Annotated in this window: 19 protein-coding genes and 2 tRNA genes; 19 read left to right on the forward strand and 2 right to left on the reverse strand. The window is 67.2% G+C overall.

The features are described from left to right. Nucleotides 1–21 precede the first annotated feature (21 nt). The 16 genes from dnaA (at nucleotide 22) to ACNKF0_RS00080 (ending at nucleotide 17,854) form a co-directional block, all read left to right on the forward strand. Nucleotides 22–1,473: a chromosomal replication initiator protein DnaA gene (dnaA, locus tag ACNKF0_RS00005; RefSeq protein ID WP_416954953.1), complete on the forward strand. Its 1,452-nt coding sequence runs from the start codon at nucleotides 22–24 to the stop codon at nucleotides 1,471–1,473. Between the two features lie 453 nt (nucleotides 1,474–1,926). Beyond that, complete coding sequence (gene dnaN / locus ACNKF0_RS00010) at nucleotides 1,927–3,063, forward strand: DNA polymerase III subunit beta (protein ID WP_299930300.1); 1,137 nt, start codon at nucleotides 1,927–1,929, stop codon at nucleotides 3,061–3,063. 125 nt (nucleotides 3,064–3,188) lie between these two features. After that, nucleotides 3,189–4,163, forward strand: coding sequence for a phosphogluconate dehydrogenase (NAD(+)-dependent, decarboxylating) (gene gnd / locus ACNKF0_RS00015; protein WP_416954954.1), 975 nt, complete (start codon nucleotides 3,189–3,191; stop codon nucleotides 4,161–4,163). A gap of 7 nt (nucleotides 4,164–4,170) precedes the next feature. Beyond that, nucleotides 4,171–5,304, forward strand: coding sequence for a DNA replication/repair protein RecF (gene recF / locus ACNKF0_RS00020; protein ID WP_416954955.1), 1,134 nt, complete (start codon nucleotides 4,171–4,173; stop codon nucleotides 5,302–5,304). Then, nucleotides 5,294–5,869: a DUF721 domain-containing protein gene (locus tag ACNKF0_RS00025; RefSeq protein WP_416954956.1), complete on the forward strand. Its 576-nt coding sequence runs from the start codon at nucleotides 5,294–5,296 to the stop codon at nucleotides 5,867–5,869. The genes recF and ACNKF0_RS00025 overlap by 11 nt, the downstream gene beginning before the upstream one ends. A 399-nt stretch (nucleotides 5,870–6,268) precedes the next feature. After that, nucleotides 6,269–8,371 carry a DNA topoisomerase (ATP-hydrolyzing) subunit B gene (gyrB, locus tag ACNKF0_RS00030; RefSeq protein ID WP_416958620.1) on the forward strand — a complete coding sequence of 701 codons (2,103 nt, stop codon included), beginning with the start codon at nucleotides 6,269–6,271 and terminating at the stop codon, nucleotides 8,369–8,371. A 58-nt stretch (nucleotides 8,372–8,429) separates the two neighbouring features. Next, the gene (gyrA, locus tag ACNKF0_RS00035) at nucleotides 8,430–11,189 is read left to right on the forward strand and encodes a DNA gyrase subunit A (RefSeq protein ID WP_416954957.1); all 2,760 of its coding nucleotides are present in this window, start codon (nucleotides 8,430–8,432) and stop codon (nucleotides 11,187–11,189) included. A gap of 7 nt (nucleotides 11,190–11,196) precedes the next feature. Next, the gene (locus ACNKF0_RS00040; protein WP_416954958.1) at nucleotides 11,197–11,742 is read left to right on the forward strand and encodes a DUF3566 domain-containing protein; all 546 of its coding nucleotides are present in this window, start codon (nucleotides 11,197–11,199) and stop codon (nucleotides 11,740–11,742) included. A 72-nt stretch (nucleotides 11,743–11,814) separates the two neighbouring features. Beyond that, a tRNA-Ile gene (locus tag ACNKF0_RS00045) sits at nucleotides 11,815–11,888 on the forward strand. A gap of 35 nt (nucleotides 11,889–11,923) precedes the next feature. Then, nucleotides 11,924–12,049: a DLW-39 family protein gene (locus ACNKF0_RS00050; protein ID WP_299930317.1), complete on the forward strand. Its 126-nt coding sequence runs from the start codon at nucleotides 11,924–11,926 to the stop codon at nucleotides 12,047–12,049. A gap of 51 nt (nucleotides 12,050–12,100) precedes the next feature. Next, nucleotides 12,101–12,173 (forward strand) — tRNA-Ala (locus ACNKF0_RS00055). A 463-nt stretch (nucleotides 12,174–12,636) separates the two neighbouring features. Continuing rightward, a complete protein-coding gene (locus ACNKF0_RS00060; RefSeq protein WP_416954959.1) occupies nucleotides 12,637–13,548 on the forward strand; it encodes a sigma factor-like helix-turn-helix DNA-binding protein in 912 nt (303 codons plus the stop codon). Nucleotides 13,549–13,561: 13 nt separating this feature from the next. Next, nucleotides 13,562–15,592 (forward strand): Z1 domain-containing protein, encoded by a 2,031-nt coding sequence (locus tag ACNKF0_RS00065; RefSeq protein WP_416954960.1) that lies wholly within the window; start codon nucleotides 13,562–13,564, stop codon nucleotides 15,590–15,592. Nucleotides 15,593–15,722: 130 nt separating this feature from the next. After that, nucleotides 15,723–16,691 carry a hypothetical protein gene (locus ACNKF0_RS00070; protein ID WP_416954961.1) on the forward strand — a complete coding sequence of 323 codons (969 nt, stop codon included), beginning with the start codon at nucleotides 15,723–15,725 and terminating at the stop codon, nucleotides 16,689–16,691. A 3-nt stretch (nucleotides 16,692–16,694) separates the two neighbouring features. Then, entirely contained in the window at nucleotides 16,695–17,573 is an 879-nt protein-coding gene (locus ACNKF0_RS00075; RefSeq protein ID WP_416954962.1) for a hypothetical protein, read from the forward strand. Further along, nucleotides 17,570–17,854, forward strand: coding sequence for a hypothetical protein (locus ACNKF0_RS00080; RefSeq protein WP_416954963.1), 285 nt, complete (start codon nucleotides 17,570–17,572; stop codon nucleotides 17,852–17,854). The genes ACNKF0_RS00075 and ACNKF0_RS00080 overlap by 4 nt, the downstream gene beginning before the upstream one ends. A 22-nt stretch (nucleotides 17,855–17,876) precedes the next feature. Here ACNKF0_RS00080 and ACNKF0_RS00085 read toward each other — a convergent pair whose 3' ends face one another. Continuing rightward, nucleotides 17,877–19,304 (reverse strand): DNA cytosine methyltransferase, encoded by a 1,428-nt coding sequence (locus tag ACNKF0_RS00085; RefSeq protein ID WP_416954964.1) that lies wholly within the window; start codon nucleotides 19,302–19,304, stop codon nucleotides 17,877–17,879. Between the two features lie 122 nt (nucleotides 19,305–19,426). Between ACNKF0_RS00085 and ACNKF0_RS00090 the strand changes: the two genes are divergently transcribed. Further along, on the forward strand, nucleotides 19,427–20,269 hold the full coding sequence (locus ACNKF0_RS00090; RefSeq protein ID WP_416954965.1) for a DUF3883 domain-containing protein: 843 nt from the start codon (nucleotides 19,427–19,429) through the stop codon (nucleotides 20,267–20,269). Here ACNKF0_RS00090 and ACNKF0_RS00095 read toward each other — a convergent pair. Beyond that, nucleotides 20,258–20,683, reverse strand: a complete 426-nt coding sequence (locus ACNKF0_RS00095; protein WP_416954966.1) for a very short patch repair endonuclease — start codon at nucleotides 20,681–20,683, stop codon at nucleotides 20,258–20,260. The genes ACNKF0_RS00090 and ACNKF0_RS00095 overlap by 12 nt on opposite strands. A gap of 371 nt (nucleotides 20,684–21,054) precedes the next feature. Here ACNKF0_RS00095 and istA point away from each other — a divergent pair, with 371 nt between their 5' ends. Beyond that, the gene (istA, locus tag ACNKF0_RS00100) at nucleotides 21,055–22,320 is read left to right on the forward strand and encodes an IS21 family transposase (RefSeq protein WP_416954368.1); all 1,266 of its coding nucleotides are present in this window, start codon (nucleotides 21,055–21,057) and stop codon (nucleotides 22,318–22,320) included. Beyond that, nucleotides 22,320–23,126: an IS21-like element helper ATPase IstB gene (gene istB / locus ACNKF0_RS00105; protein WP_416954367.1), complete on the forward strand. Its 807-nt coding sequence runs from the start codon at nucleotides 22,320–22,322 to the stop codon at nucleotides 23,124–23,126. Before istA ends, istB begins: the two co-directional genes overlap by 1 nt. Nucleotides 23,127–23,134: the final 8 nt, after the last annotated feature.

The following is a 23,134-nucleotide window of genomic DNA, read 5'->3' on the forward strand; positions in this document are numbered from 1 at the left end:
GTGGAAGCGAAGGCGGTCCGGGTGGACGACCAGCAGGTAGATCTCGGGACGGCGTGGCAGCAGATCGTCGAGGACCTCCAGCCCAACCAGCGCGCCTGGCTGCGGCCGAGCGTGCCGATGACGCTGCACGAGAACACCGCGATCATCGCGGTCCCCAACGACTTCACCCGCAACCAGCTCGAGGGCCGGCTGCGCAACCACATCGAGGACGCGCTGACCGAGGGCTTCGGTCGCGAGATCCGGATGCTGGTCACGGTGAACCCCGCCCTCGAGGCGGAGGCGCAGCCACAGATCGACGAAGCGACAGATGGATCTGTCTCCTTGTCGACAAATGACCGTACGGCGCCGTTCGAGCCGCCCGCCCCCGTCGCCGTCGACACCTACGAACCCCTCAACGCTGGAGGTGCCGGCGCCGAGCGACGGCCCTCCGCCCTGGAGACCCGCCTCAACCCGAAGTACACGTTCGAGACCTTCGTCATCGGCTCGTCGAACCGGTTCCCCCACGCCGCGGCCGTCGCCGTGGCCGAGGCGCCGGGCAAGGCCTACAACCCGCTGCTGGTCTACGGCGAGTCCGGGCTGGGCAAGACGCACCTGCTGCACGCGATCGGCCACTACGTCCGCAGCCTCTACAGCAACGCCAAGGTGCGCTACGTCTCGTCGGAGGAGTTCACCAACGAGTTCATCAACGCGATCCGCGACGACCGGCAGGACCGGTTCAAGCGGCGCTACCGCGACGTCGACGTGCTGCTGATCGACGACATCCAGTTCCTCGAGGGCAAGACGCAGACCCAGGAAGAGTTCTTCCACACGTTCAACACCCTCCACAACGCCAACAAGCAGATCGTGCTGACCTCCGACCGCGCGCCCAAGCGGCTCGAGGCCCTGGAGGACCGCCTGCGCAACCGCTTCGAGTGGGGGCTCATCACCGACGTCCAGCCGCCGGACCTCGAGACCCGCATCGCGATCCTGCGCAAGAAGGCCGCGATGGACCGCCTGACGGCGCCGCCGGACGTGCTGGAGTTCATCGCCTCCAAGATCCAGACCAACATCCGTGAGCTCGAGGGCGCGCTGATCCGCGTGACGGCGTTCGCCAACCTCAACCGCCAGGAGGTCGACATGACCCTGGCCGAGATCGTCCTCAAGGACCTGATCCCCGAGGGCGGCGAGCCCGAGATCACGCACGCGCTGATCATCGCCCAGACCGCGGCCTACTTCGGGGTCTCGCTCGAGGACCTCACCGGCCCCTCGCGCGGGCGCCACCTGGTCATGGCCCGGCAGATCGGCATGTACCTGTGCCGCGAGCTGACGTCCATGTCGCTTCCGCAGATCGGGCGCGAGTTCGGCGGCCGCGACCACACGACCGTGATGTACGCCGACCGCAAGATCCGCCAGCTCCTCGCCGAGCGCCGGGCCGTCTTCAACCAGGTCAGCGAGCTCACCAACCGCGTGAAGATGCAGGCACGCCAGGCCTGACGCGCCCCGTCCCAGCCACGCACGACGCCCGAAGCCGCGGTAGCGGGTTCTTTGGTGCGCCCCCACCGAGGGGCGACGCGTGTGGAGAACATGTGATTCCGTCGGCCCGTTCATCCCCAGCCCCTGTGGATGCCTCGGGACGAACCACACGGATCGCCCGCCGGTCCACATGCCCGGCAGCCGGCCAGCTCCGCATCCACACCCGTCGTACACAGGGTTTCAGCCCCCTGACCTGCACAAACCTGACTTGTCCACAGTTTCCACGGACCCTATGACGACTATGAACCTCAAGACTGGACCGATCTCCCATCAACGCCTGACCGACCCTGCCTTGGGGACAACCCTGCCGCCACCCGAGCACGCGTGGCAGGATGCACTTCCCACGCGCACGTGTGGGTTCTGCCTGCCTGCCGGTGCTCGTTGCCCGCACCACCTCTCGTCGAGGAGACCCTTGTGAAGTTCCGCGTCGAACGCGACGTCTTCGCCGATGCCGTTGCCTGGGCTGCTCGCAGCCTCCCGGTCCGTCCCAGCTCGCCCGTGCTGGCCGGTCTGCTGATCGAGGCGAGCGACGCCGGCCTGGTGCTCTCCACCTTCGACTACGAGACGTCGGCGCGGGCCACCCTCTCTGCGGAGGTCAACGACGAAGGTCGTGCGCTCGTCAGCGGCCGGCTCCTGGCCGACATCTGCCGCAGCCTCCCCGCCAAGCCGGTCGAGCTCACCCTCGAGGGCCCGCGCGTCTCGCTGACCTGCGGATCCGCGCGCTTCAGCCTCCAGACGATGCCCGTCTCCGACTACCCGACCCTCCCCGAGATGCCGTCCGCCACCGGCACCGTCTCCAGCGCCGACTTCGCCCACGCGGTCGCGCAGGCCGTCACCGCCGCCGGACGTGACGACATGCTGCCCGTGCTCACCGGCGTCCGCATCGAGATCGACGGCTCGACGATGGCGCTCCTCGCGACCGACCGGTTCCGCCTCTCGCACCGCGAGCTCACGTGGAACCCCCAGTCCCCCGACGAGTCGGTCGCCGCGCTGGTGCCGGCCAAGGTGCTCGGCGACACCGCGAAGTCCCTCACCTCCGGTGCCGAGGTGACCATCGCCCTCAGCGCGAGCGGCGCCGGCGAGGGGCTGATCGGCTTCGAGGGCACCGGCCTCGGCGGCGTGCGTCGTACGACGACCCGGCTGCTCGACGGCGAGTTCCCCAAGGTCCGCTCGCTCTTCCCGGCCGAGCACCTGACCGTGGCCAAGGTCAGCAAGGCCGAGCTCATCGAGACCGTCAAGCGCGTCGCCCTCGTGGCCGAGCGCAACACCGCGGTCCAGATGAAGTTCGGTGACAACCAGATCGTGCTCGACGCCGGCTCCGGCGACGAGGCGATGGCCACCGAAGCCGTCGACGCCGACATCACCGGTGACGACCTGACCACCGGCTTCAACCCGCAGTTCCTCCTCGACGGCCTCAGCGCCATCGACGGCGAGATGGTCGACCTGGCGTTCACCCAGGCGACCAAGCCCGTGGTCATCTCGGGCACCGACGCCGACGACGACACCGGGTCGTTCCGCTACCTGCTGATGCCGCGGCGGTTGCTGAGCTGAGGTCCTGACCCGGGTGGAGGGGTTTCGACGCGCCTGTCGCGACCTCGTTCCTCGGTCGCGGGCTTGCTCAACCTGACGACCCCGCGCCGTTCACTCGTTCCTCGTGCACGGCTAGGGTCGCTCACATGGACATCGGACTCGTCGGGCTCGGCAAGATGGGCGGCAACATGCGCGAGCGCATGCGCCGCGCGGGACTCACGGTCGTGGGCTACGACCGCAACCCCGACGTCAGCGACGTCGACTCGCTCGAAGCGCTGGTCGAAGCGCTGCCCAGCCCCAAGGTCGTGTGGGTCATGGTGCCCGCGGGCGACCCGACGCGCGCGACGATCAAGGAGCTCGCCGCCCTGCTGGGCGAGGGCGACGTGGTCGTCGACGGCGGCAACTCCCGGTGGACCGACGACATCGCCAACGCCGAGCTCCTCGCGGAGAAGCAGGTCGGCTACGTCGACTGCGGCGTCTCCGGCGGCGTGTGGGGCCTGGAGAACGGCTACGCCCTGATGTACGGCGGCGACGCCGACGACATCGCGAAGGTCCAGCCGGCCTTCGACGCGCTCAAGCCCGAGGGCGAGTTCGGGTCGGTGCACGCGGGCAAGGTCGGCGCCGGGCACTTCTCGAAGATGGTCCACAACGGCATCGAGTACGCGATCATGCAGGCCTACGCCGAGGGCTGGGAGCTCCTCGACAAGGCCGAGCTGACCGACAACGTCACCGAGGTCTTCCGCTCCTGGCGCGAGGGCACGGTCATCCGCTCCTGGCTGCTCGACCTCATGGTCACCGCGCTCGACGACGACCCCGGCCTGTCGCAGGTCGCCGGCTACGCCGAGGACTCCGGCGAGGGGCGCTGGACCGTCGAGGCCGGCATCGAGCACGCCGTGGCCACCCCGGCGATCACGGCCGCGCTCTACGCCCGCTTCGTCTCCCGCCAGGACGACTCGCCGACGATGAAGGCCGTCGCCGCGATGCGCAACCAGTTCGGTGGCCACGCGGTCCGCTCCGCGGCGCCCAAGGGCGGCGACGCCGAGGGCACGTCGGGCGCCGAGCAGTCCGAGACGGCGAAGAAGGCCGGCGCGGGCAGCGCCGAGGAGACCGGCGAGAGCTGATGACCCCGTGCACGTCGCGCACCTGACCCTGCACGACTTCCGCTCCTACGCCGACCTCGACGTCGCGCTGGAGCCGGGGGCGACGGCGTTCATCGGACGCAACGGCCAGGGCAAGACCAACCTCGTCGAGGCCATCGACTACCTGTCGCGTCTCTCCTCGCACCGCGTGGCGACCGACGCCCCGCTGGTGCGTGCCGGCACCGACCAGGCGATCGTCCGCGCGTCGGTGGTGAAGGAGGGGCGCCCGGCGCTGCTCGAGGTCGAGCTCAACCCGGGGCGCGCCAACCGTGCCCGGATCAACCGCTCCCCGCTGCCGCGCCCCCGCGAGATCGTCGGACTCGTGCGCACGGTGGTCTTCTCCCCCGACGACCTCACGCTGGTGAAGGGCGACCCGTCGGACCGGCGCAAGTTCCTCGACGACCTGCTGATCCTCCGCTCACCGCGCCTGGCCGGCGTGCGGGCCGACTACGACCGGGTGCTCAGGCAGCGCAACAGCCTGCTCAAGACCGCCGGCATCGCGCGGGGATCCTCGCGCGACGCGGCGATGTCGACCCTCGAGATCTGGGACGACAACCTGGCCCGGGTCGGCGCCGAGGTCCTCGGCGCCCGGCTGCGGCTGGTCGAGGACCTGCGTCCCTACCTCGGCAAGGCCTACGAGGCGGTCGCCCGCGGCGCGAGCCGTGACGACGCCGACCTCGAGTACAAGGCCAGCATCGAGGTTCCCGCCGAGGGCGACCTGCAGCAGGCGCTGCTCGACGCCGTCGCCGCCCGGCGCAAGGAGGAGCTCGATCGCGGGATCTCGCTCGTCGGGCCGCACCGCGACGACCTGCTGCTCACCCTCGGCGACCCCCAGCTCCGCTTGCCGGTCAAGGGCTACGCCTCGCACGGGGAGTCGTGGTCGTTCGCGCTCGCTCTCCGGCTGGCGTCGTACGACCTGCTGCGCGCCGACGGCGACGACCCGATCCTGGTCCTCGACGACGTCTTCGCCGAGCTCGACACCGAGCGCCGCCAGCAGCTCGCGGAGCTCGTCGCCGGCGCCGAGCAGGTGCTGGTCACGGCCGCGGTCGCCGCCGACGTGCCCGCAGCGCTGCAGGGGGTCCGCTACCTCGTCGCCGACGGGACGGTGACCCGTGACGAGTGACGGCCCGTCCCCCGAGGAGACCCCCGGGACTCCCGAGATCTCCGAGACCCCCGAGCCCGTCGCGGAGGAGCACCACGCCGACGGCCTCGACCTGGCCCGTGCGGCCGCCCGTGCGGCGGCCGCCACCCCGGGTGGCCGGTCACCGAGGAAGTCCTCGACCTTTCGGCGTCGGACGTTCACGAAGTCGTCCGGTGCGCGGCCCGACGACCGCGACCCGCAGCTGCTCGAGCAGGCGATGGGTCGCCTGATCGCCAACCACGGGTGGGAGCTCGACCTCAAGGTCCAGGGGGTCTTCGGCCGGTGGACCGATCTCGTGGGCGACGAGGTGGCCGACCACTGCACGCCGGAGTCCTTCGACGACGGCCGGCTGGTGGTGCGCACCGACTCGACCGCGTGGGCCACCCAGCTCAAGCTGCTCGCGCCCGCCGTCGTACGCCGTCTCAACACCGAGCTCGGGCACGGCACGGTCACCGTGATCGAGGTGCTCGGCCCGCACCTGCCCAGCTGGACCAAGGGCCGGCTGTCGAGCCGCGACGGCCGCGGCCCGCGCGACACCTACGGCTGAGCCGGACGAATACGCGAGAGCCGCGATCTGCCGATCTGGGAGCCGCTGGACCACATGGGGGCCCACCGACCCCCCTGTTCGACCGGCTGACAGCCCCTCACGGGCCCGCTGAGGGCTTTTTTTCGGACCGATCCATCCCCAACCGGGGGCTGATGCTTCGTTTGAGGCGTCCTGACGGGTAATGTGGGAACCACGAGTCGCACGCTGTGTTGCCCCGCAACCGCCGCGACTCGACTCATGTCGAACGCCCTCGGACCGCGTCCGGGGCGACGAGCAGAAGGCTGTGCCTTGAGCGAAGAGAACCACGAGTCCACCCCGGCCACCACCGACGCCGCTCCCGGTTCCGCTCCCGATCCCCAGGTCCCCGACAGCCCGTCGGAGACCGAGCGCGCCGAGGCGCTGGCCGCGGCCGTCGAGGAGGCGGTCGAGGAGAAGCGGTCCACGACCGCCGTCGACGGCAGCGTGGAGTACGACGCCTCCGCGATCCAGGTGCTCGAGGGCCTCGAGGCGGTGCGCAAGCGCCCCGGCATGTACATCGGGTCCACGGGCGAGCGCGGCCTGCACCACCTGATCTGGGAGATCGTGGACAACGGTGTCGACGAGGCACTCGCCGGCTACGCGACCCGCATCGTGCTGACGCTGCAGTCCGACGGCGGCGTACGCGTCGAGGACAACGGTCGCGGCATCCCCACCGACACCGCCCCGGGCCAGGACATGCCGGCGCTGACGATGGCCCTGACGATGCTCCACGCCGGCGGCAAGTTCGGCGGCGGCGGCTACAAGGTCTCCGGTGGTCTCCACGGCGTCGGCGTCTCGGTGGTCAACGCGCTGTCCACGCGCCTGGTCGCGGAGGTGAAGAACCGCGGCCACCTGTGGCGCCAGTCCTTCCAGCTCGGCGTGCCCGACGCCGACCTCGCGCAGGTCCGTCCGCTCGAGGCGGGCGAGGGCACCGGCACGACGGTGACCTGGTACGCCTCCGAGGACATCTTCGAGCACACCACCTACAACCTCGAGACCATCACCTCCCGCCTGCGCGAGATGGCGTTCCTCAACAAGGGGGTCGAGTTCGTCATCCGCGACGAGCGTGCCGACGCCGAGTCGCGCGTCGACGCGGTGCAGGACGACACCGTCGACGCCAGCATCGACAACGCCGGCCACGACGCCATCAAGCGTGCCGAGTCGGGCGGCCTCGAGCAGATCTTCAAGTACGACCGGGGCCTCGTCGACTACGTCGAGCACCTCAACCGCCGCAAGGACAAGGCCAACGCCACGGTCATCTCCTTCGAGGCCGAGACCGCCGAGGGTGCGTTGGGCCAGCACATGAGCCTCGAGGTGGCGATGCAGTGGAACACCTCCTACACCGAGTCGGTCCACACCTTCGCCAACAACATCAACACCCACGAGGGCGGCACCCATGAGGAGGGCTTCCGGGCCTCGCTGACCTCGCTGGTCAACAACTGGGGCGAGGAGTGGGGGCTGATCAAGAAGAAGGAGGACCGCGTCTCGGGTGACGACATCCGCGAGGGCCTCACCGCGATCATCTCCATCAAGCTCGGCGAGCCCCAGTTCGAGGGCCAGACCAAGACGAAGCTCGGCAACACCGAGGCCAAGGGCTTCACCCAGCGCATCATGAACGACCAGCTCGGCGCCTGGTTCGAGCAGAACCCGGCCGAGGGCCGCGACATCGTGCGCAAGTCGCAGGCCGCCGCCAACGCCCGGATCGCGGCCCGCAAGGCACGCGAGCTGGCGCGCGGACGCAAGGGCCTCCTGGGCGGCGGCGGGCTGCCCGGCAAGCTCAGCGACTGCCAGTCGACCAACCCGGTCGAGTGCGAGGTCTTCATCGTGGAGGGCGACTCGGCCGGCGGCTCCGCGCGCCAGGGCCGCGACCCGCGCATCCAGGCGATCCTCCCGATCCGCGGCAAGATCCTCAACGTCGAGAAGGCGCGCATCGACAAGGTGCTCGCCAACTCCGAGGTCCAGGCGATCATCTCCGCGCTCGGCACCGGCATCCACGAGGAGTTCAACCTCGAGAAGCTGCGCTACCACAAGGTCGTGATGATGGCCGACGCCGACGTCGACGGCCACCACATCAACACCCTGCTGCTGACGCTGCTCTTCCGCTTCATGAAGCCGCTCATCGAGCACGGCTACGTCTACATGGCGCAGCCGCCGCTCTACCGCCTGCGGTGGAACAAGCCGGCCGATCACGAGTTCGTCTACTCCGACGCCGAGCGCGACGCGCTGCTCGCCGACGGCCAGGCCCAGGGCAAGAAGCTGCCCAAGGAGAACCCGGTCCAGCGCTACAAGGGTCTCGGCGAGATGAACGCCGACGAGCTGTGGGAGACCACGATGGACCCCGACGCGCGCCTGATGAAGCAGGTGACCCTCGAGGACGCCGCCCAGGCCGACGAGATCTTCTCGATCCTGATGGGCGAGGACGTCGAGCAGCGCCGCTCCTTCATCCAGCGCAACGCCAAGGACGTCCGTTTCTTGGATATCTAGGCCGCTAGCCGTTTCTACGAGCAGCCCTAGACATCCCTAGAACGCAGGAGAGAACCACATGACTGAGACCCCCACCGGCACCGGCGCAGGCGGCTTCGGGTTCGGCGACGACCGCATCCAGCCGATCGAGCTGCAGACGCTGATGCAGCAGTCCTACATCGACTACGCGATGACCGTGATCGTCGGGCGCGCGCTGCCCGACGTCCGCGACGGGCTCAAGCCCGTGCACCGGCGGATCCTCTACGCGATGTACGACGGCGGCTACCGCCCCGACCGCGGCTTCTCGAAGTGCTCGCGCGTCGTCGGCGACGTGATGGGTCAGTACCACCCCCACGGCGACACCGCGATCTACGACACCATGGTCCGCCTCGCGCAGCCGTGGGTGCTGCGGGCGCCGCTGATCAACGGCCAGGGCAACTTCGGCTCGCCGGGCAACGACTCCGCCGCCGCCATGCGGTACACCGAGTGCCGGATGGCGCCGCTGGCGATGGAGATGGTGCGCGACATCGACGAGGACACCGTCGACTTCCGCCCCAACTACGACGGTCGCTCGCAGGAGCCGACCATCCTGCCCTCGCGCTTCCCCAACCTGCTGGTCAACGGCTCGGCCGGCATCGCGGTCGGCATGGCCACCAACATCCCGCCGCACAACCTGCGCGAGGTCGCCGAGGGTGCGATCTGGGCGCTCGAGCACCCCGACGCCTCCCGCGAGGAGCTCCAGGACGCGCTCGTCGAGCGGATCAAGGGTCCCGACTTCCCCAACGGCGCGCTCATCGTGGGCCGCCAGGGCATCGAGCAGGCCTACCGCACCGGCCGCGGCTCGATCTCGCAGCGTGCCGTCGTCGAGATCGACGAGGACGCCAAGGGCCGCGTGATGCTCGTCATCAGCGAGCTCCCCTACATGGTCAACCCCGACAACCTCGCGCTCAAGATCGCCGAGCTCGCCGACAGCGGCCGGATCCAGGGCATCTCCGACGTGCGCGACGACACCAGCTCGCGCACCGGTCAGCGCCTGGTGATCATCCTCAAGCGCGACGCCGTCGCCCGCGTGGTGCTCAACAACCTCTTCAAGCACACCGAGCTGCAGACCAACTTCTCGGCCAACATGCTGGCCCTCGTCGACGGCGTGCCGCGCACCCTGCCGATCGACCAGTTCATCTCCAACTGGGTCACCCACCAGATCGAGGTCATCCAGCGGCGTACGCGCTTCCGCCTCGCCGAGGCCGAGAAGCGCGCCCACATCCTGCGCGGGCTCGTCAAGGCGCTCGACGCCCTCGACGAGGTCATCGCCCTCATCCGCAGCTCGCCCGACGTCGACGACGCGCGCACCGGGCTGATGGAGTTGCTCGAGGTCGACGAGATCCAGGCGACCGCCATCCTCGACATGCAGCTGCGTCGTCTCGCCGCGCTCCAGCGCCAGAAGATCATCGACGACCTCGCCGCCATCGAGCTCCAGATCGCCGACCTCGAGGACATCCTGGCCAACGAGGTCCGCCAGCGCCAGATCGTCTCCGACGAGCTGCAGGAGATCACCGACAAGTACGGCGACGACCGGCGTACGCAGATCATCGCCGCCGACGGCGACCTGTCGATGGAGGACCTGATCCCCGACGAGGACCTCGTCGTCTCCATCACCCGCGGCGGCTACGCCAAGCGCACCCGGGCCGACCAGTACCGGCTGCAGAAGCGCGGCGGCAAGGGCGTACGCGGGGCGACGCTGCGCGGCGACGACGTCGTCCAGCACTTCATCGCGACCACCAACCACCACTGGCTGCTGTTCTTCACGACCGCCGGTCGCGTCTACCGCACCAAGGCCTACAACCTCCCCGAGGCGGCGCGCGACGCGAAGGGCGGCCACGTCGCCGGCCTGCTGAGCTTCCAGCCCGACGAGGACATCGCGCAGGTGCTGGCGATCCGCGACTACGAGCAGGCCCCCTACCTCGTGCTCGCCACCCGCACCGGCCTGGTGAAGAAGACCAAGCTGGGCGACTACAACAGCCCGCGCCAGGCCGGCGTCATCGCCATCAACTTCCGTGAGGACGACGACGAGCTGATCGGCGCCGAGCTGGTCAACGCCGACGACGACATCCTGCTCGTGTCCCGCAAGGGCCAGGCGATCCGCTTCCAGGCCAGCGACGACCAGCTGCGTCCCATGGGTCGCGCCACCGGCGGTGTGCGCGGCATGAAGTTCAAGCACGACGACGACTCCGTGCTCTCCCTCTCGGTGATCCGGGCGGCGCAGGTCGCGGCGGAGGAGGCGGCCGAGGCACGTCTCGTCGAGGGTGGCGAGGCGCCGCAGGACATCGAGGCCGGTGACCTGCCCGACGTGAAGGAGCAGTACGTCTTCACGATCACCGACGGTGGCTACGCCAAGCGCTCCCGCATCACCGACTACCGCACCACCAACCGTGGCGGTGTCGGCATCCGAGCGGTCAAGCTCACCAACGAGGACCGCGGCGGCCTGGTCGGCGCTTTCATCGTGGAGGAGGGCGACGAGGTGCTGTCGATCACGAGCGGTGGGCAGGTCGTCCGCAGCCCGATCGACACCAACTTCCGTGCAACCGGCCGCGACAGCCAGGGCGTGAAGTTCGTGACGCCCAAGAAGGGCGACACGGTCGCCGTGGTGGCCCGATCGGTCGAGGCGCGCGAGGACGAGGAGGTCGAGGAGCAGGCATCCGAGGCCGCCGCGGAGGTCGAGGCCGGCGCCCGCGAGGCCGCAGCCGTTTCGCCCGACGTGGTCGACGATGCAACAATCGACGGGCAGGACCCTGTCGAGGCGCCTGCCGATCCCGCCGCCGACGACGACACCGAGGAGTGAGTGATCCATGTCGGAACGCACCGCGACTCCCCGCCGTACCTCCGGGGGCGAGCCCGCCAAGCGGTCGCTGACGGGACGGCTCCAGGACACGCTCTCCAGTGCCGCTGAGGAGCACCGGGCCAACTCCGGCCCCGCCTCGCCGCGCGGCAGCCGGGCGCGTCGTGCGCCCGGGCGCCAGCCACGACGGGCCCGCCTGCGGCTCACCCGGGTGGACCCGTGGTCGGTGATGAAGACGTCGTTCCTGCTCTCCATCGCCTTCGGGGTCGTGACCTTCGTCGCCATCTTCATGGTGTGGTCGGTCCTCGGTGCGGCCGGTGTGTGGGACTCGATCAACTCCGCCGTGGCGAGCATCGTCGAGGGCGACAGCGGCAACTCCACCTTCGACGTCACCGAGTACGTGGGGATGTCACGCGTGCTGGGCTTCACGCTCCTCGTCTCGGTGGTCGACGTCATCCTGATCACCGCGATCGCCACGCTCACCGCCTTCCTCTACAACCTCGCGGCCGCCCTGCTGGGCGGCATCGAGGTCACCCTCGCCGAGGACGAGAAGTGAGCTGAACACCTCGATTGGCACCGCCTGACCACGGTCAGGTAACCTTCGGCGTCGCCGCTTGCGGCGTTGCACGGGCCTATAGCTCAGACGGTTAGAGCGCTTCCCTGATAAGGAAGAGGTCGGAGGTTCAAGTCCTCCTAGGCCCACTCCATCCCGTTCGCTCCGCTCCCGAGGAGAGTCCATGAAGAAGCTCCTGCTGGTCGCCCTGGCCGCCGCCGGCGCGGTCGCCGCGAAGAAGAAGATGGACGAAAGCAAGAACGAGCAGGCCCTCTGGGCCGAGGCCACCGACACCGTCGAGAAGGCCTGACGCTCGCTCGCTGGTCGAGGAGGTCGCGCAGCGACCGTCACGAGACCACCAGGGGCCTTGGCGCAATTGGTAGCGCACCTGCTTTGCAAGCAGGGGGTTACGGGTTCGAGTCCCGTAGGCTCCACTCGAGAAACCGCAGGTCAGCCTGCGGTTTTGATGCTTTCTGGAGCTTTTTAGGCGACTTCGAGAGGGTCCTCTAGGGGGACTGGTGGGGGAAAGACCGGAGGAGTCGTTCAGCGCGTTTCGCGGTTGGGCTGCCTAGGTGGAGAGTTCGAACTATCGTGAGCGTCGCCAAGGTAAAGGTTCGTACACGGGGGTTCGGCAGTTGGGTTCGCACTCGCATTCGGTGAAGCATGGGTGACGCGCTTCCCCAGACAGATCCTTTCGACGCTGATTGGCTGACCCCTCGGCCAGCACGGCCGACACCGAACGAGTCGGCCAACATGTCTCTCGGCACCACGTTCGTCCCTACTCGAGGACCACAACCCAAGCCCTCTCAGCGTCGTCGGTTAGTCGCAGAGGCCGCCGCGTCCGCGCTGCGGGCTCGTCCCAACGAGCTGTTGTCACTCCCTGCGCTTTACGAGGCAGTGTTCGACATCGTCGACTTCAATCCGTCCGAGAACGATGTGAGCCTGGCTGGACGAGCTCTCGTCAAGAGCGACGAGAACTTCTTCAAGGTTGGCAAGAACGCGTTCGTCTGGGCACCGGATGGGACTCCGCCCCCTCCGCCGCCTCCCCCGCGCGTTATCGCCATGATGGAGTTGCGGCGCAGTGGCCGGACCTTGGACGAGATCGGCAAGCAGTTTGGGCTCACCCGGGAGCGAGTGCGGCAACTCCTACGCAAGCACGGAGGTCCCGACTCAGCATCTGTAAGGCAGGCACAGATCGAGCGGGTGCAGTCCCAGGAGCAGGCTGACGTGATGTCCGTCTCGACCGCCATCCGTGACCTTCTTGGAGACATGACTCCACGGTCTGTCGCAGAGGTCGCCACTCGGATCGGAATCGAGAGCGTGGAGGTGGCAAGGTGCTGGCCCGAAGACCTTGGGCACCTCAGGCTGTGGGGAGCCTCGGCTGCTGAGAACCGCTGGTCTGACCAGGAGATCATGGACGCGTTGAGGGCAGCCGCGGTGTACGAGTACCCGCTGACAGCGAACGCCTATAGCGCCCTGCTCGCGGTCGGCCAGATCACCGGTCCCTCAGTGCCGAGGATTGGTCAGCGGTACGGATCCTGGACGGGCGCCTGCGAAGCGGCGGGCGTTGAGCCCGGTCGAACGGTCCGCAGTGACTATCAGTCCAAGTGGAGCGATCAGGACATCGCAAACATCGTTCGTCAATATCTGCTCGACCCAAGCGCGCCGAACTCAGCACATCGCTTCGACGAGTGGAGGCGCGAGAACGTGCCTGACGGTCCGTCCTTCCAGACCGTGCGCAACCGGTTCGGGACTTGGACAGCGACCAAGCGTCGAGCGTTGAAGCCGATGGGGGCCAGGGATGAGTAATGAAGTCACGCGCTTGGACGACATCCTGGCTGCGACCATCGACGATCGCACGCGCGAACGAATCTGGGAGTCAGCCTCTGCCATTCTGAAGCACGGGCCTAACCCAGGTCAGGCAAGCGATCCAACCGTGCTTGCCCTGGGCTACGTACAGTCCGGCAAGACGACCTCAATCACCGCGCTCGCTGCCGCCGCCGCTGACGAGGGCTACCAGGTCATCGTTGCTCTTCTTGGGTCCACCAACCTGCTTCTCGATCAGAACAAGCAGCGGCTCGAGGGGTCGCTAGGGATCACTACCCGCAGCGACTACGTCTGGATCAGCGAGACGAACCCTGCAAGCGACGCTGCAGGCAAGAAGCTGCGCAGCTTTGTCGACATGGGCAGGGTGTGTCTCGTGCCCGTGCTCAAGCACGCCGGACGCATCAGAGCCGTATCGAAGCAACTGGCGAAGCTTCCGGACGAGCTGCGCGTGCTCGTCATTGACGACGAGGCGGACCAGGCGTCGCTGAACACCAGCAAGGACGCTGAGAGTCAGACCTACGCTGCCATTCGCGAGTTGCGGTCGTCTGTCCCAAGCCATCTGTACGTGCAGTACACGGCGACGCCCTACGCCCCGCTCATGTTGGACGCTGCCGACATACTCAGCCCCCAACACGTGGAGTTTCTGACCCCAGGCGATGGCTACACGGGCGGCAAGCAGTTCTTCATCGACCATGCCGACCGAGTCGTTCGAAACGTTCCTCTTCTGGACGAGCAGGCGTCTAAGAAGCCACCCCTGCAACTGCAGAAGAGCCTGCATCAGGCCTTGTCGTCGTTCCTAGCTGGGACTGCACTTCTTCTCCTCAAGGACGCAGCGAGTCCGCCGATCAGCATGCTGGTGCACTCCACCGCCCGGAACGACGTTCAAGCGCGGTACGAGTTTCTGATTCGCCGGCAGCTCGAGCAGTGGCGCAAGACGCTGATGCCCGACGATCCTGCGACGATCCCGGCGTCAATCACCGAGGAACGCGAACGCCTCGTGCTGAACGGAGCGTCCGACGTCGACGATCAGACGTTCGCGCACAAGTTAAAGTTCGTCCTTGCGCAGGCAATGACATGGCTGGTGAACAGCGCGGCCGACATCAACAAGATCGACTGGCACGTATCCCCGGTCCATGTTCTCGTGGGCGGCAACAAGCTCGATCGAGGGTTCACCGTAGAGGGGCTCACGGTCACCTACATGAACAGGCCCGCGAGCCCCCAGGTGGACACTCTCGAGCAACGTGCTCGAGCATTCGGCTACCGAGGCGACTTCCTTCCCTACTGCCAGTTCTTCGCCAGCAAGAAGACGATCCGATCGCTGACCGAGATCGTTCACACGGAAGAGGACCTACGCGCGCGACTACACGACCACGTCGAGAGCGGCGGGTCGGTTCACACCTGGGCACGCGAGATCGGACTGGTGCTGCCGGACGGCATGACACCTACCCGATCGAGCGTGGTCTCAGCCCTGTCGACGATGGGGCTTGGATGGCATCAGATGCGCTCGCCCTCGCGCCAGGCCGCCGATACGGCTCACAACTACAGGCTCCTCGAGGACATTGGGCTCATGGATGCGCCACGAGTCTCCCAGGGCCGGCTGGCATTTCGCACCCTCACCGTCGACTCACTCGAACCGTTGGATCACCTCTTCACTCAGTGGGCTCGTCCCGACTACAGCCCCGGCTGGCTCCACGAGGAGTTCGCCGGTGCCATCTCCCGCGGCTTCACTCATCTGAAGAGCGCCACGATCATGCTGATGGAGGACGGCGACGCTCCGCGCAAGCGCCGATGGTCTGGTGACCTCGGATTCGTCAACCTCTTCCAAGGCCGTGACCTGAAGCCGCAGCCGAACGGCGACTTCTATCCAGGGGACCGATTGGTGGAGAACCTGGAGAACGAGCCGAACCAGATTGTGATCCAGATTCATCGCACGCAGGTGCGCCAACACGAAGACGACGGCGAGGTGCTGGCGCTTGCCGTCTACCTCGGGTCAGGGCTCGTAGTCCGAAAGGAACGGAATGTCTGAACACCTCCCGGCCAGCGCGGGACGCTCGTCGAGTGCTCCGCTGTCGGCTCTTCGTCTGGATCCCGAGAACCCGCGCATACCCGAGACGCATCGCACCAAGGACACCGCTGAGCTTGCGACTCTGCTCGAGATGGGATTCGAGGCCTATCCCGTCGCGCAGTCCATCGCCGAACTGGGCTTCTTCAACGCAGAGCCCCTCATCGTGATCCCCAGCCCCGACGAGGCGAACGCGTGGATCGTCGTAGAGGGCAACCGACGGCTCACCGCGCTGATCGGACTGGCCTATCCGGACGTTCGCGCAGGCTTCGCGACACCCGACCGATGGGAGAAGCTAGCCGCCAACTGCTCCATCTTCCCGGAGATGGCAGTCCCGATCGTCGTGCACCAAACCCGGGAGACGACGCATGCCGAGATCGCACGAGTTCACGTCGTCGGCAAGCTTCAGTGGCGTCCCTTCATGCAGGCTAGGTACATCGCCGCTCGCGTGGCCGAGGGACGATCACTCCAGGAAGTCGCCGACCTGATCGGCATTCCCAAGAGCAAGGCCGCCGATCTGTACCGCGACCAGGCCGTGCTGACACAGGCTGCGAACCTCGGTCTTGAGACCTCGCAAGTCGAGAGCGCCTTCTCGCTACTCACCGTGGCCATGGGTAGTACGAAGATCCGCAGCCACGTGGGCGCACCGCTGGGCTCGCAGACGGTGATCGGCCAGGATCCCGTGCCCGCCGACCGAGTCGACGAGCTCAAGGAGGTCATCCAGTGGGTCTTCGGCGACGAGGAGCACGAGTCCTTGATCTCGGACTCGCGGCAGATGTCACAGCTGGGCAACGTCGTCGCCTCTGACATCGGGCTAGAGGCACTACGCGAGGGCAAGACCCTCGAGGAGGCCAAGCAAAGGATCCAAGAGAAGGGCCTCGACCCACTGAAGGCACTGACATTGAAGCTCAACGCAGCGAAGAACTCGCTCAGCGCGGCCAGCGGCGACGTTGCGGAGTTCGCGATCGACGCTGAGGTCCAGAACCTCGTGGACGACATCGAGTCGCTCGTCGGAAGCATCCGGTCGACGCTCGATGACGTCACCGCAGAGACCGACCTCTAGCCAATGACCGACTTGGAGGTCTCAACTACCGAAGCGATCGCAGACTGGATTGAGACGAGTGTGCTCGTCAGCCCTTCAGGCCACTTTGGACGAGACAGGCTGGACGACCTGGCGCAGACCGAGATCGGCGCCCCTTCGACGAAGGTCGCGATGGCGCTCGACACGATGGCTAAGCGGGCGACCGTGCTCGGCCGCTCCTACCCGTTCGTCGTCAGCGACCTAGCGGTGTTGCGACGCGACGGCGGGCACGCCGCCCACTATGCGGCGCTGCTCCACCTCACGCCTGGCTCGGTCGCGCGTCAGACGGTCCGGGCGTCCGACACCGCAGTGATGGGCGAGCTCCTTGAGGAGATCAGTGAGGCCGCTCTGGCAAACTTCTGGGGCGAGGGCGGAAGCGCGATCTCGTTCGGGCATCCGTCGAAGCATGGCCGTCCCGAGTCATTCGACCAAGCCGTGGGCTGGCTCGCCCAACGAATCGGCGTCGAGCCCGGACGGGGATACCGCCCGCCGCGTCGAAAGGACGGCGGCGTCGACGTCGTCGCCTGGCGGCAGTTCTCCGATCGTCGACCAGGGTTCCCGATCGCGCTCGCACAATGCACGATCCAGGGAGAGACCTTCACCAAGACCACCGACATAGACCTTCGGCTATGGGCAAGCTGGCTCGCGATGGACGTCGACCCACTCAGTTTGCTAGTCATCCCGGGGACAATCCGGGCCGCCGGGCCTGACTGGAGACAGTTGGCCACGGTGGTCATGGTCATCGATCGCCTCCGACTGCTCGAACTCCTCGGCCGCGGAGCAACGTTTAAGGACAATGACAGTCCATGGATATCCGAGACGACCGCATTGCTACGGGCTGTCATGAGAGCGTCTGAACTGTGACCACCAAGGCCGACATCGTCTGGGACATCGCCCTACAGCTCGGAGTGGAACCTCCGAAGATGTCCACGGGCAGCACCGAGCCGCGCGCGATCTTCGACCTGATCAACGACACGCTCGGACTTGGACTTGCGGCGCGGCTCACCAAGCCGGAGATCGCGCGTCACATCGTGGAGGCGTCCGGCCAATCCTGGAACGCCGATTACGAGTCTCACGGAGGCACCGTCACCAAACGCGGGCTACTGGCCGTCCAAGAGGCGGTCCAGCACTTCGTCGGCACCTAAGCGGTCCGAGTTTCAACCTCGGTTACGCGCGCGCGGGCCGGTGTCGGGCAAGGACCTCGTTCGGGCGGTTGGGAGACTCCTCGACTGCCTTGCAGATCGACCTGCCCACGGCGTCTCCGCGCAGGAGCTCGAGATCGCGACGGACGTGCCGCTTGAACACGTGCCACACGGCCCCTACGTTCACGCCGTTGCCCATCTGACGGTAGGTGGCCGACGCAGGCTGGTCCGGAAAGACGAACGTGTCGGGCAAGCCCTGCAGTCGCGCCGTCTCTCGGGGTGACACTCGTCGCTCGCGGCTCCCAACGATCGACGTCTGGTTGATAGCGACCAGGGCCGGGAGGTAGTTGGCCCTCTTGGCGCGGATCCCCGAGGGTCGAAAGTGCATCACGGTCTCCCACAACGTCTTGGCGTCCTGCGCCTGCCACTCCAACTTGCGGCGTGAAGCAGGGAAGGCGTGCGTGTAGACCTTCCAGTAGTGCGCCCAGGGGATCAGGACCTCGAAGTGGCGCGCGAAGAAGTCGTAGTTCTTCCGGAGGTGGCTCTGCTTCCAGGCCGGGAGGGCCGGATCCACATTTGGGACCGTCACGGTGCGTGGGACCTCAATGGTCTTTGCGTCCCAGTCGATGGCCTTCATCTCGCGGAAGTCGAGCCACGAGTCGGCCCAAATCGGGAATCCGGGGAGCGGACGGTCGTTCATCAGAGGACGCATGATCTGCACGAGCTCGTCCCAGGCTCTGATCCAATGACTCTCGGAGTCCGACAACGTGCAACCGGGGACATTGTGTGAGTCGTCCAGCATCTCCTCGACTCGCCAGTCGCGCTTCGGATCGAAGTCGCCGAATCGGTCGGCCATCGTCGCAACCGGTGCTGGTCCCCCGTGCTCGACGTCTTCCGGCACGGCGGTCGGCGCGTGCGTGGCAGTGATGAACACTCGCTCTCTCACCTGAGGGGTGCCACCCAGAGCGGGAGGCAGCAGGTGGGGTGAAAAGACTGCCGGACTGTCAGACACGTGGTAGCCGAGCTCGCGAAGGGTCTCGATGATCACGTCATACTCGTGCTGGTGGCGTGGGCCGATGAGGTTCCGCACGTTCTCGAGCAGCACGATCTTGGGGCGGTGTGCCTTGATGATCGACGCGATGTTGAAGAAGAGAGTTCCGCGCGTCTCGTCCATGCCGCGCTGGGCACCTGACTTAGAGAACGGCTGGCAAGGGAAGCCGGCGCAAAGGACGTCGTGCGGCGGTACGTTCATGATGCCCAGGTCGTCGTCTGCGTCAGCAGTGATGTCTCCTAGAGCGGGGTGCCCCCAGTTGGCCTCGTATACCTTCGCTGCCCGCTTGTCGATCTCTACGGCGTAGACGCACTCGCCACCCATGGACCTCATCGCCGCATGGAACCCTCCAACACCAGCGAAGAGGTCGACGAAGGTGAAGGCAGGGCTGCTCGAACGCATGTTCGTGAGCTTAGCAGCTCTGACGGCGGTTTGCGGGGCCGCGCGCCGACTGGGAGTGCACAATCGTTGGACGCCTGGTTGGTTGCCAGGACACGCGACCCGCGAAGCGACATCCTTATGTCGTGGCGACTAGTCCGTGGAGCGATGAGGAGATCAAGAAGACTGTCGACGTCTACTTCCAGATGCTCACGCTGGAGCTGGCAGGCGAGTCGTACACGAAGGCCGAGTTCCGGCGCGACGCAGAGCGCGTGGTGCAGCGCTCACCAGCAGCAATCGAGTACAAGTTCAGCAACATCTCGGCAGTGCTCGACGAGCTGGGAGCGGTGTGGATCCCAGGCTTCAAGCCGTTGCGCAATGTCCAGTCTCGACTGCGAGAGCTAGTCACCGACGGCTTCCACGCAGACACTGAACTGCGCGCCTTCATGCTGAGAGCAGTCGAAGACCCGGACGTCGCGCTCGCTGAGCTCGGAGGCCAGGTGGATCCGCCCGCGGCGGACTGGCCTGGACGCCCGTCGGACAGATCCGGGTCGCTGGGCATCGACTTCGCCGCTGTCGAGTCGGCGAACCGGGCTCTGGGACTCGCGGGTGAACTGAGCGTGATGCGAGCGGAGAAGGCACGGCTTCAGGCCGGAGGCCGCGAGGATCTTGCGAACGAGGTGCGCCACGTCGCCATAACGGACGGGGATGGCCTGGGGTACGACATTCGGTCGTTCCACGAGCTCACGGAGGCGCCCGTCTACCTCGAGGTCAAGACCACAAGGTATGGGAAGGAAGTCCCGTTCTACCTCACCGAGAACGAGCTCGCGGCCTCTAATGAGATCGGTCCGGACTACCGGCTGCTGCGTCTATATCGCTACGGCAGTCGGGACTCGGGCTTCTATCGGCTCCTGGGCCCACTCGGCCGAACCGCACAACTGCGCCCGGATACCTATCGCGGGCTTCCCGCCGTGACATCAACTGACTGACTGCATCACCAGATCGTGGATCTTCGCGGCCACGGCGTCGGGGTCCTCGTGCTCCCAATAGCGCGCAACGGTCCAGCCGGCTCTACGGAGCTGGGCATTGGTGTCCGCGTCTCGTGCCACGTTCCTAGCCAGCTTCGCAGACCAGTAGTCGGCATTCTGTGCTGCCCTGGTTCCGTGCTCGGGACACACGTGCCAGTAGCAGCCGTCGATGAACACGGCGATGCGCTGGCGGGGAAATGCGACGTCCGCCGTACGGCGCAGGTCTGGGACCGGTCGATAGGAAACTCGATATCGAAGTCCGAGCGCATGCAAACGACGACGAACGGCCAACTCCGGCTTCGTGTCGCGGGACCTGTTTCCCTTCATGACGTTGCGGGACTCGGGGCTGCTGGCCCAGGGTTCGTACGGACTCACGTCACAACCCTTCTCGGGAGGACCCAGTAATCGTCCGCGCGCTGGTCCGGGACTCAGCGGCGGCCCAGCGCGCGCGGTCAGCCATCTGGCTGTGTGCCTTGACGCAGACCATGCCACGCAACCGTCTTTCAACACTCATAGTCCGAGAAGTCCCGCCACGTTGCGACGCAACAAGTTCTCGCGTCGCTCGTGACGAGCGACCGAGCCGAGGCTGACGAGGTCGGCTTGTCGTGCCACCATCCACTCAGCCGCATCTGCCCGGAGCGCGGTGCGCTGTCGGCGACGCCTGAAAACTGACCCCCTATCGCCGGTCGAAAACTGACCCCCCTCCGAGACCCTGACCTCACCAGCGGTGAGGCAGGAGGACGGGAGTGTTGTCAGTGGAGGACTGGGCAGAGATCCGCAGGTTGCACCGGGCCGAGGGGTTGCCGATCAAGATGATCGCCAGGACGTTGGGCGTCTCGCGCAACACGGTCCGTGCGGCGCTGGCGGTTGACGGGCCACCGAGGTACGTGCGGAAGCCAGTGGGGTCCGCGGTCGATGTGTTCGAGCCGCGGATCCGTGAGCAGCTTCAGGCGGTGCCGACGATGCCGGCCACGGTGATCGCGGAGCGGGTCGGCTGGGACCGTGGGATGACGGTGTTCAAGCAGCGGGTGGCCGAGCTGCGTCCGGCCTATCTGCCGCCCGATCCTGCGTCGCGGACCACCTATGAGGCCGGTGAGCTGGCGCAGTTCGACTTCTGGTTTCCCGACATCGAGCTCCCGGTCGGCTACGGGCAGACCCGGACCGCGAAGCGGCTGCCGGTGATGACGTGCGTGACCGGTTACTCGCGCTGGTCCGGTGGCATCTTGATCCCCTCGCGCGAAGCCGAGGATCTGTACGCGGGCTGGTGGCACCTGCTGTCGACCCAGCTGCAGGGTGTCCCGAAGACGCTGGTGTGGGACGGCGAAGGAGCCGTCGGCCGGTGGCGCGCACGACGACCCGAGCTGACCGGTCACTGCCAGGGTTTCCGCGGTGTCCTGGGGGCGAGTGTGTACATCTGCAAGCCCGCCGACCCTGAAGCCAAGGGGATGCTCGAGCGGCTGCATGACTACCTCGAGAGGTCCTTCCTGCCCGGACGGCGTTTCGCGTCGCCAGCGGACTTCAACGTCCAGCTGGCCGGGTTCTTCGCCAAGGCCAACGCCCGTCGGATGCGGGTCCTGGGCTGCACGCCCGGTGACCGGGTCGAAGCCGACCGGGCCGCGATGTTGCCCCTGCCACCGGTCCCGCCCGAGGTCGGCTGGCGCAAGACGCTGCGGCTTCCGCGTGACCACTACGTCCGCGTCGACTCGAACGACTACTCCGTCCACCCCGCCGTGGTCGGGCGCCGGATCGAGGTCCACGCCGACCTGGACCGGGTGTGGGTGACCTGCGAGGGCGCGGTCGTGGCCGACCACGCCCGGGTGTGGGCACGGCACCAGACCATCACCGAGTTCGAGCACACCGTCGCCGCCAAACACCTGCGCCACGGCCGAGCCGACCTCCTGCGGCCAGTCGCCGACGCTGCGACCGGCGAGGAGGTCGAGATCCGCTCACTCGGGTGCTACGACCTAGCACTCGGCCTCGTCGATGAGCTGGTCGACGAGGAGGTGTCGTAATGGCCACCCGGACGAAGTCGGCACCGAGGACCGGCCGCGATGTCACGAGCGAGCTGGAGTTCCTGACGCGGGCGTTGAAGGCACCCACGCTGCGCGAATCGGTCGCCCGGCTGGCCGAGCGGGCGCGCGAGGAGTCCTGGACCCATGAGGAGTTCCTGGCCGCGTGCCTGCAACGCGAGGTGTCAGCGCGGGAGTCCCATGGTGGGGAGGGACGGATCCGCGCAGCCCGGTTCCCGGCCCGCAAGAGTCTGGAAGACTTCGACTACGACCACGCCCGTGGCCTGAAGCGGGAGACGATCGCGCACCTGGGCACCTTGGACTTCGTTGCTGGCAAGGAGAACGTCGTGCTCCTCGGCCCGCCCGGCACCGGGAAGACCCACTTGGCCACCGGGCTGGCGATCCGGGCCTGCCAGGCAGGGCACCGCGTCCAGTTCGCCACCGCCAGCCAGTGGGTCGATCGGCTCGCCGAAGCCCACCACGCGGGCCGGCTGCAAGACGAGCTCCGCCGGCTGGTCCGCTACCCGGTGCTGGTCATCGACGAGGTCGGCTACATCCCGTTCGAACCCGAGGCCGCCAACCTGTTCTTCCAGCTCGTCTCATCGCGCTACGAACGCGCCAGCCTCATCGTCACGTCCAACAAGAACTTCGCCCGCTGGGGCGAGGTCTTCGGCGACGACACCGTCGCCGCCGCGATGATCGACCGGCTCGTCCACCACGCCGAGGTCATCGCCTTGAAGGGCGACTCCTACCGGCTGAAGAACCGAGAGCTCGGCCGCGTCCCCGCGGCCGTCAACGAAGAGAACTAGAAACTGAG

It is taken from the genome of Nocardioides sp. T5 (assembly GCF_048161455.1).
GTDB lineage: Bacteria > Actinomycetota > Actinomycetes > Propionibacteriales > Nocardioidaceae > Nocardioides.

Bases quoted from the DNA above. Each gene is read 5' to 3' on its own strand.
- gnd (WP_416954954.1), top strand. From the start codon at position 3,189: ATGGACATCGGACTCGTCGGGCTCGGCAAGATGGGCGGCAACATGCGC.
- gyrA (WP_416954957.1), top strand. From the start codon at position 8,430: ATGACTGAGACCCCCACCGGCACCGGCGCAGGCGGCTTCGGGTTCGGC.
- ACNKF0_RS00040 (WP_416954958.1), top strand. From the start codon at position 11,197: ATGTCGGAACGCACCGCGACTCCCCGCCGTACCTCCGGGGGCGAGCCC.
- ACNKF0_RS00050 (WP_299930317.1), top strand. From the start codon at position 11,924: ATGAAGAAGCTCCTGCTGGTCGCCCTGGCCGCCGCCGGCGCGGTCGCC.
- ACNKF0_RS00070 (WP_416954961.1), top strand. From the start codon at position 15,723: ATGGGATTCGAGGCCTATCCCGTCGCGCAGTCCATCGCCGAACTGGGC.
- ACNKF0_RS00075 (WP_416954962.1), top strand. From the start codon at position 16,695: ATGACCGACTTGGAGGTCTCAACTACCGAAGCGATCGCAGACTGGATT.
- ACNKF0_RS00085 (WP_416954964.1), bottom strand. From the start codon at position 19,304: ATGCGTTCGAGCAGCCCTGCCTTCACCTTCGTCGACCTCTTCGCTGGT.
- istB (WP_416954367.1), top strand. From the start codon at position 22,320: ATGGCCACCCGGACGAAGTCGGCACCGAGGACCGGCCGCGATGTCACG.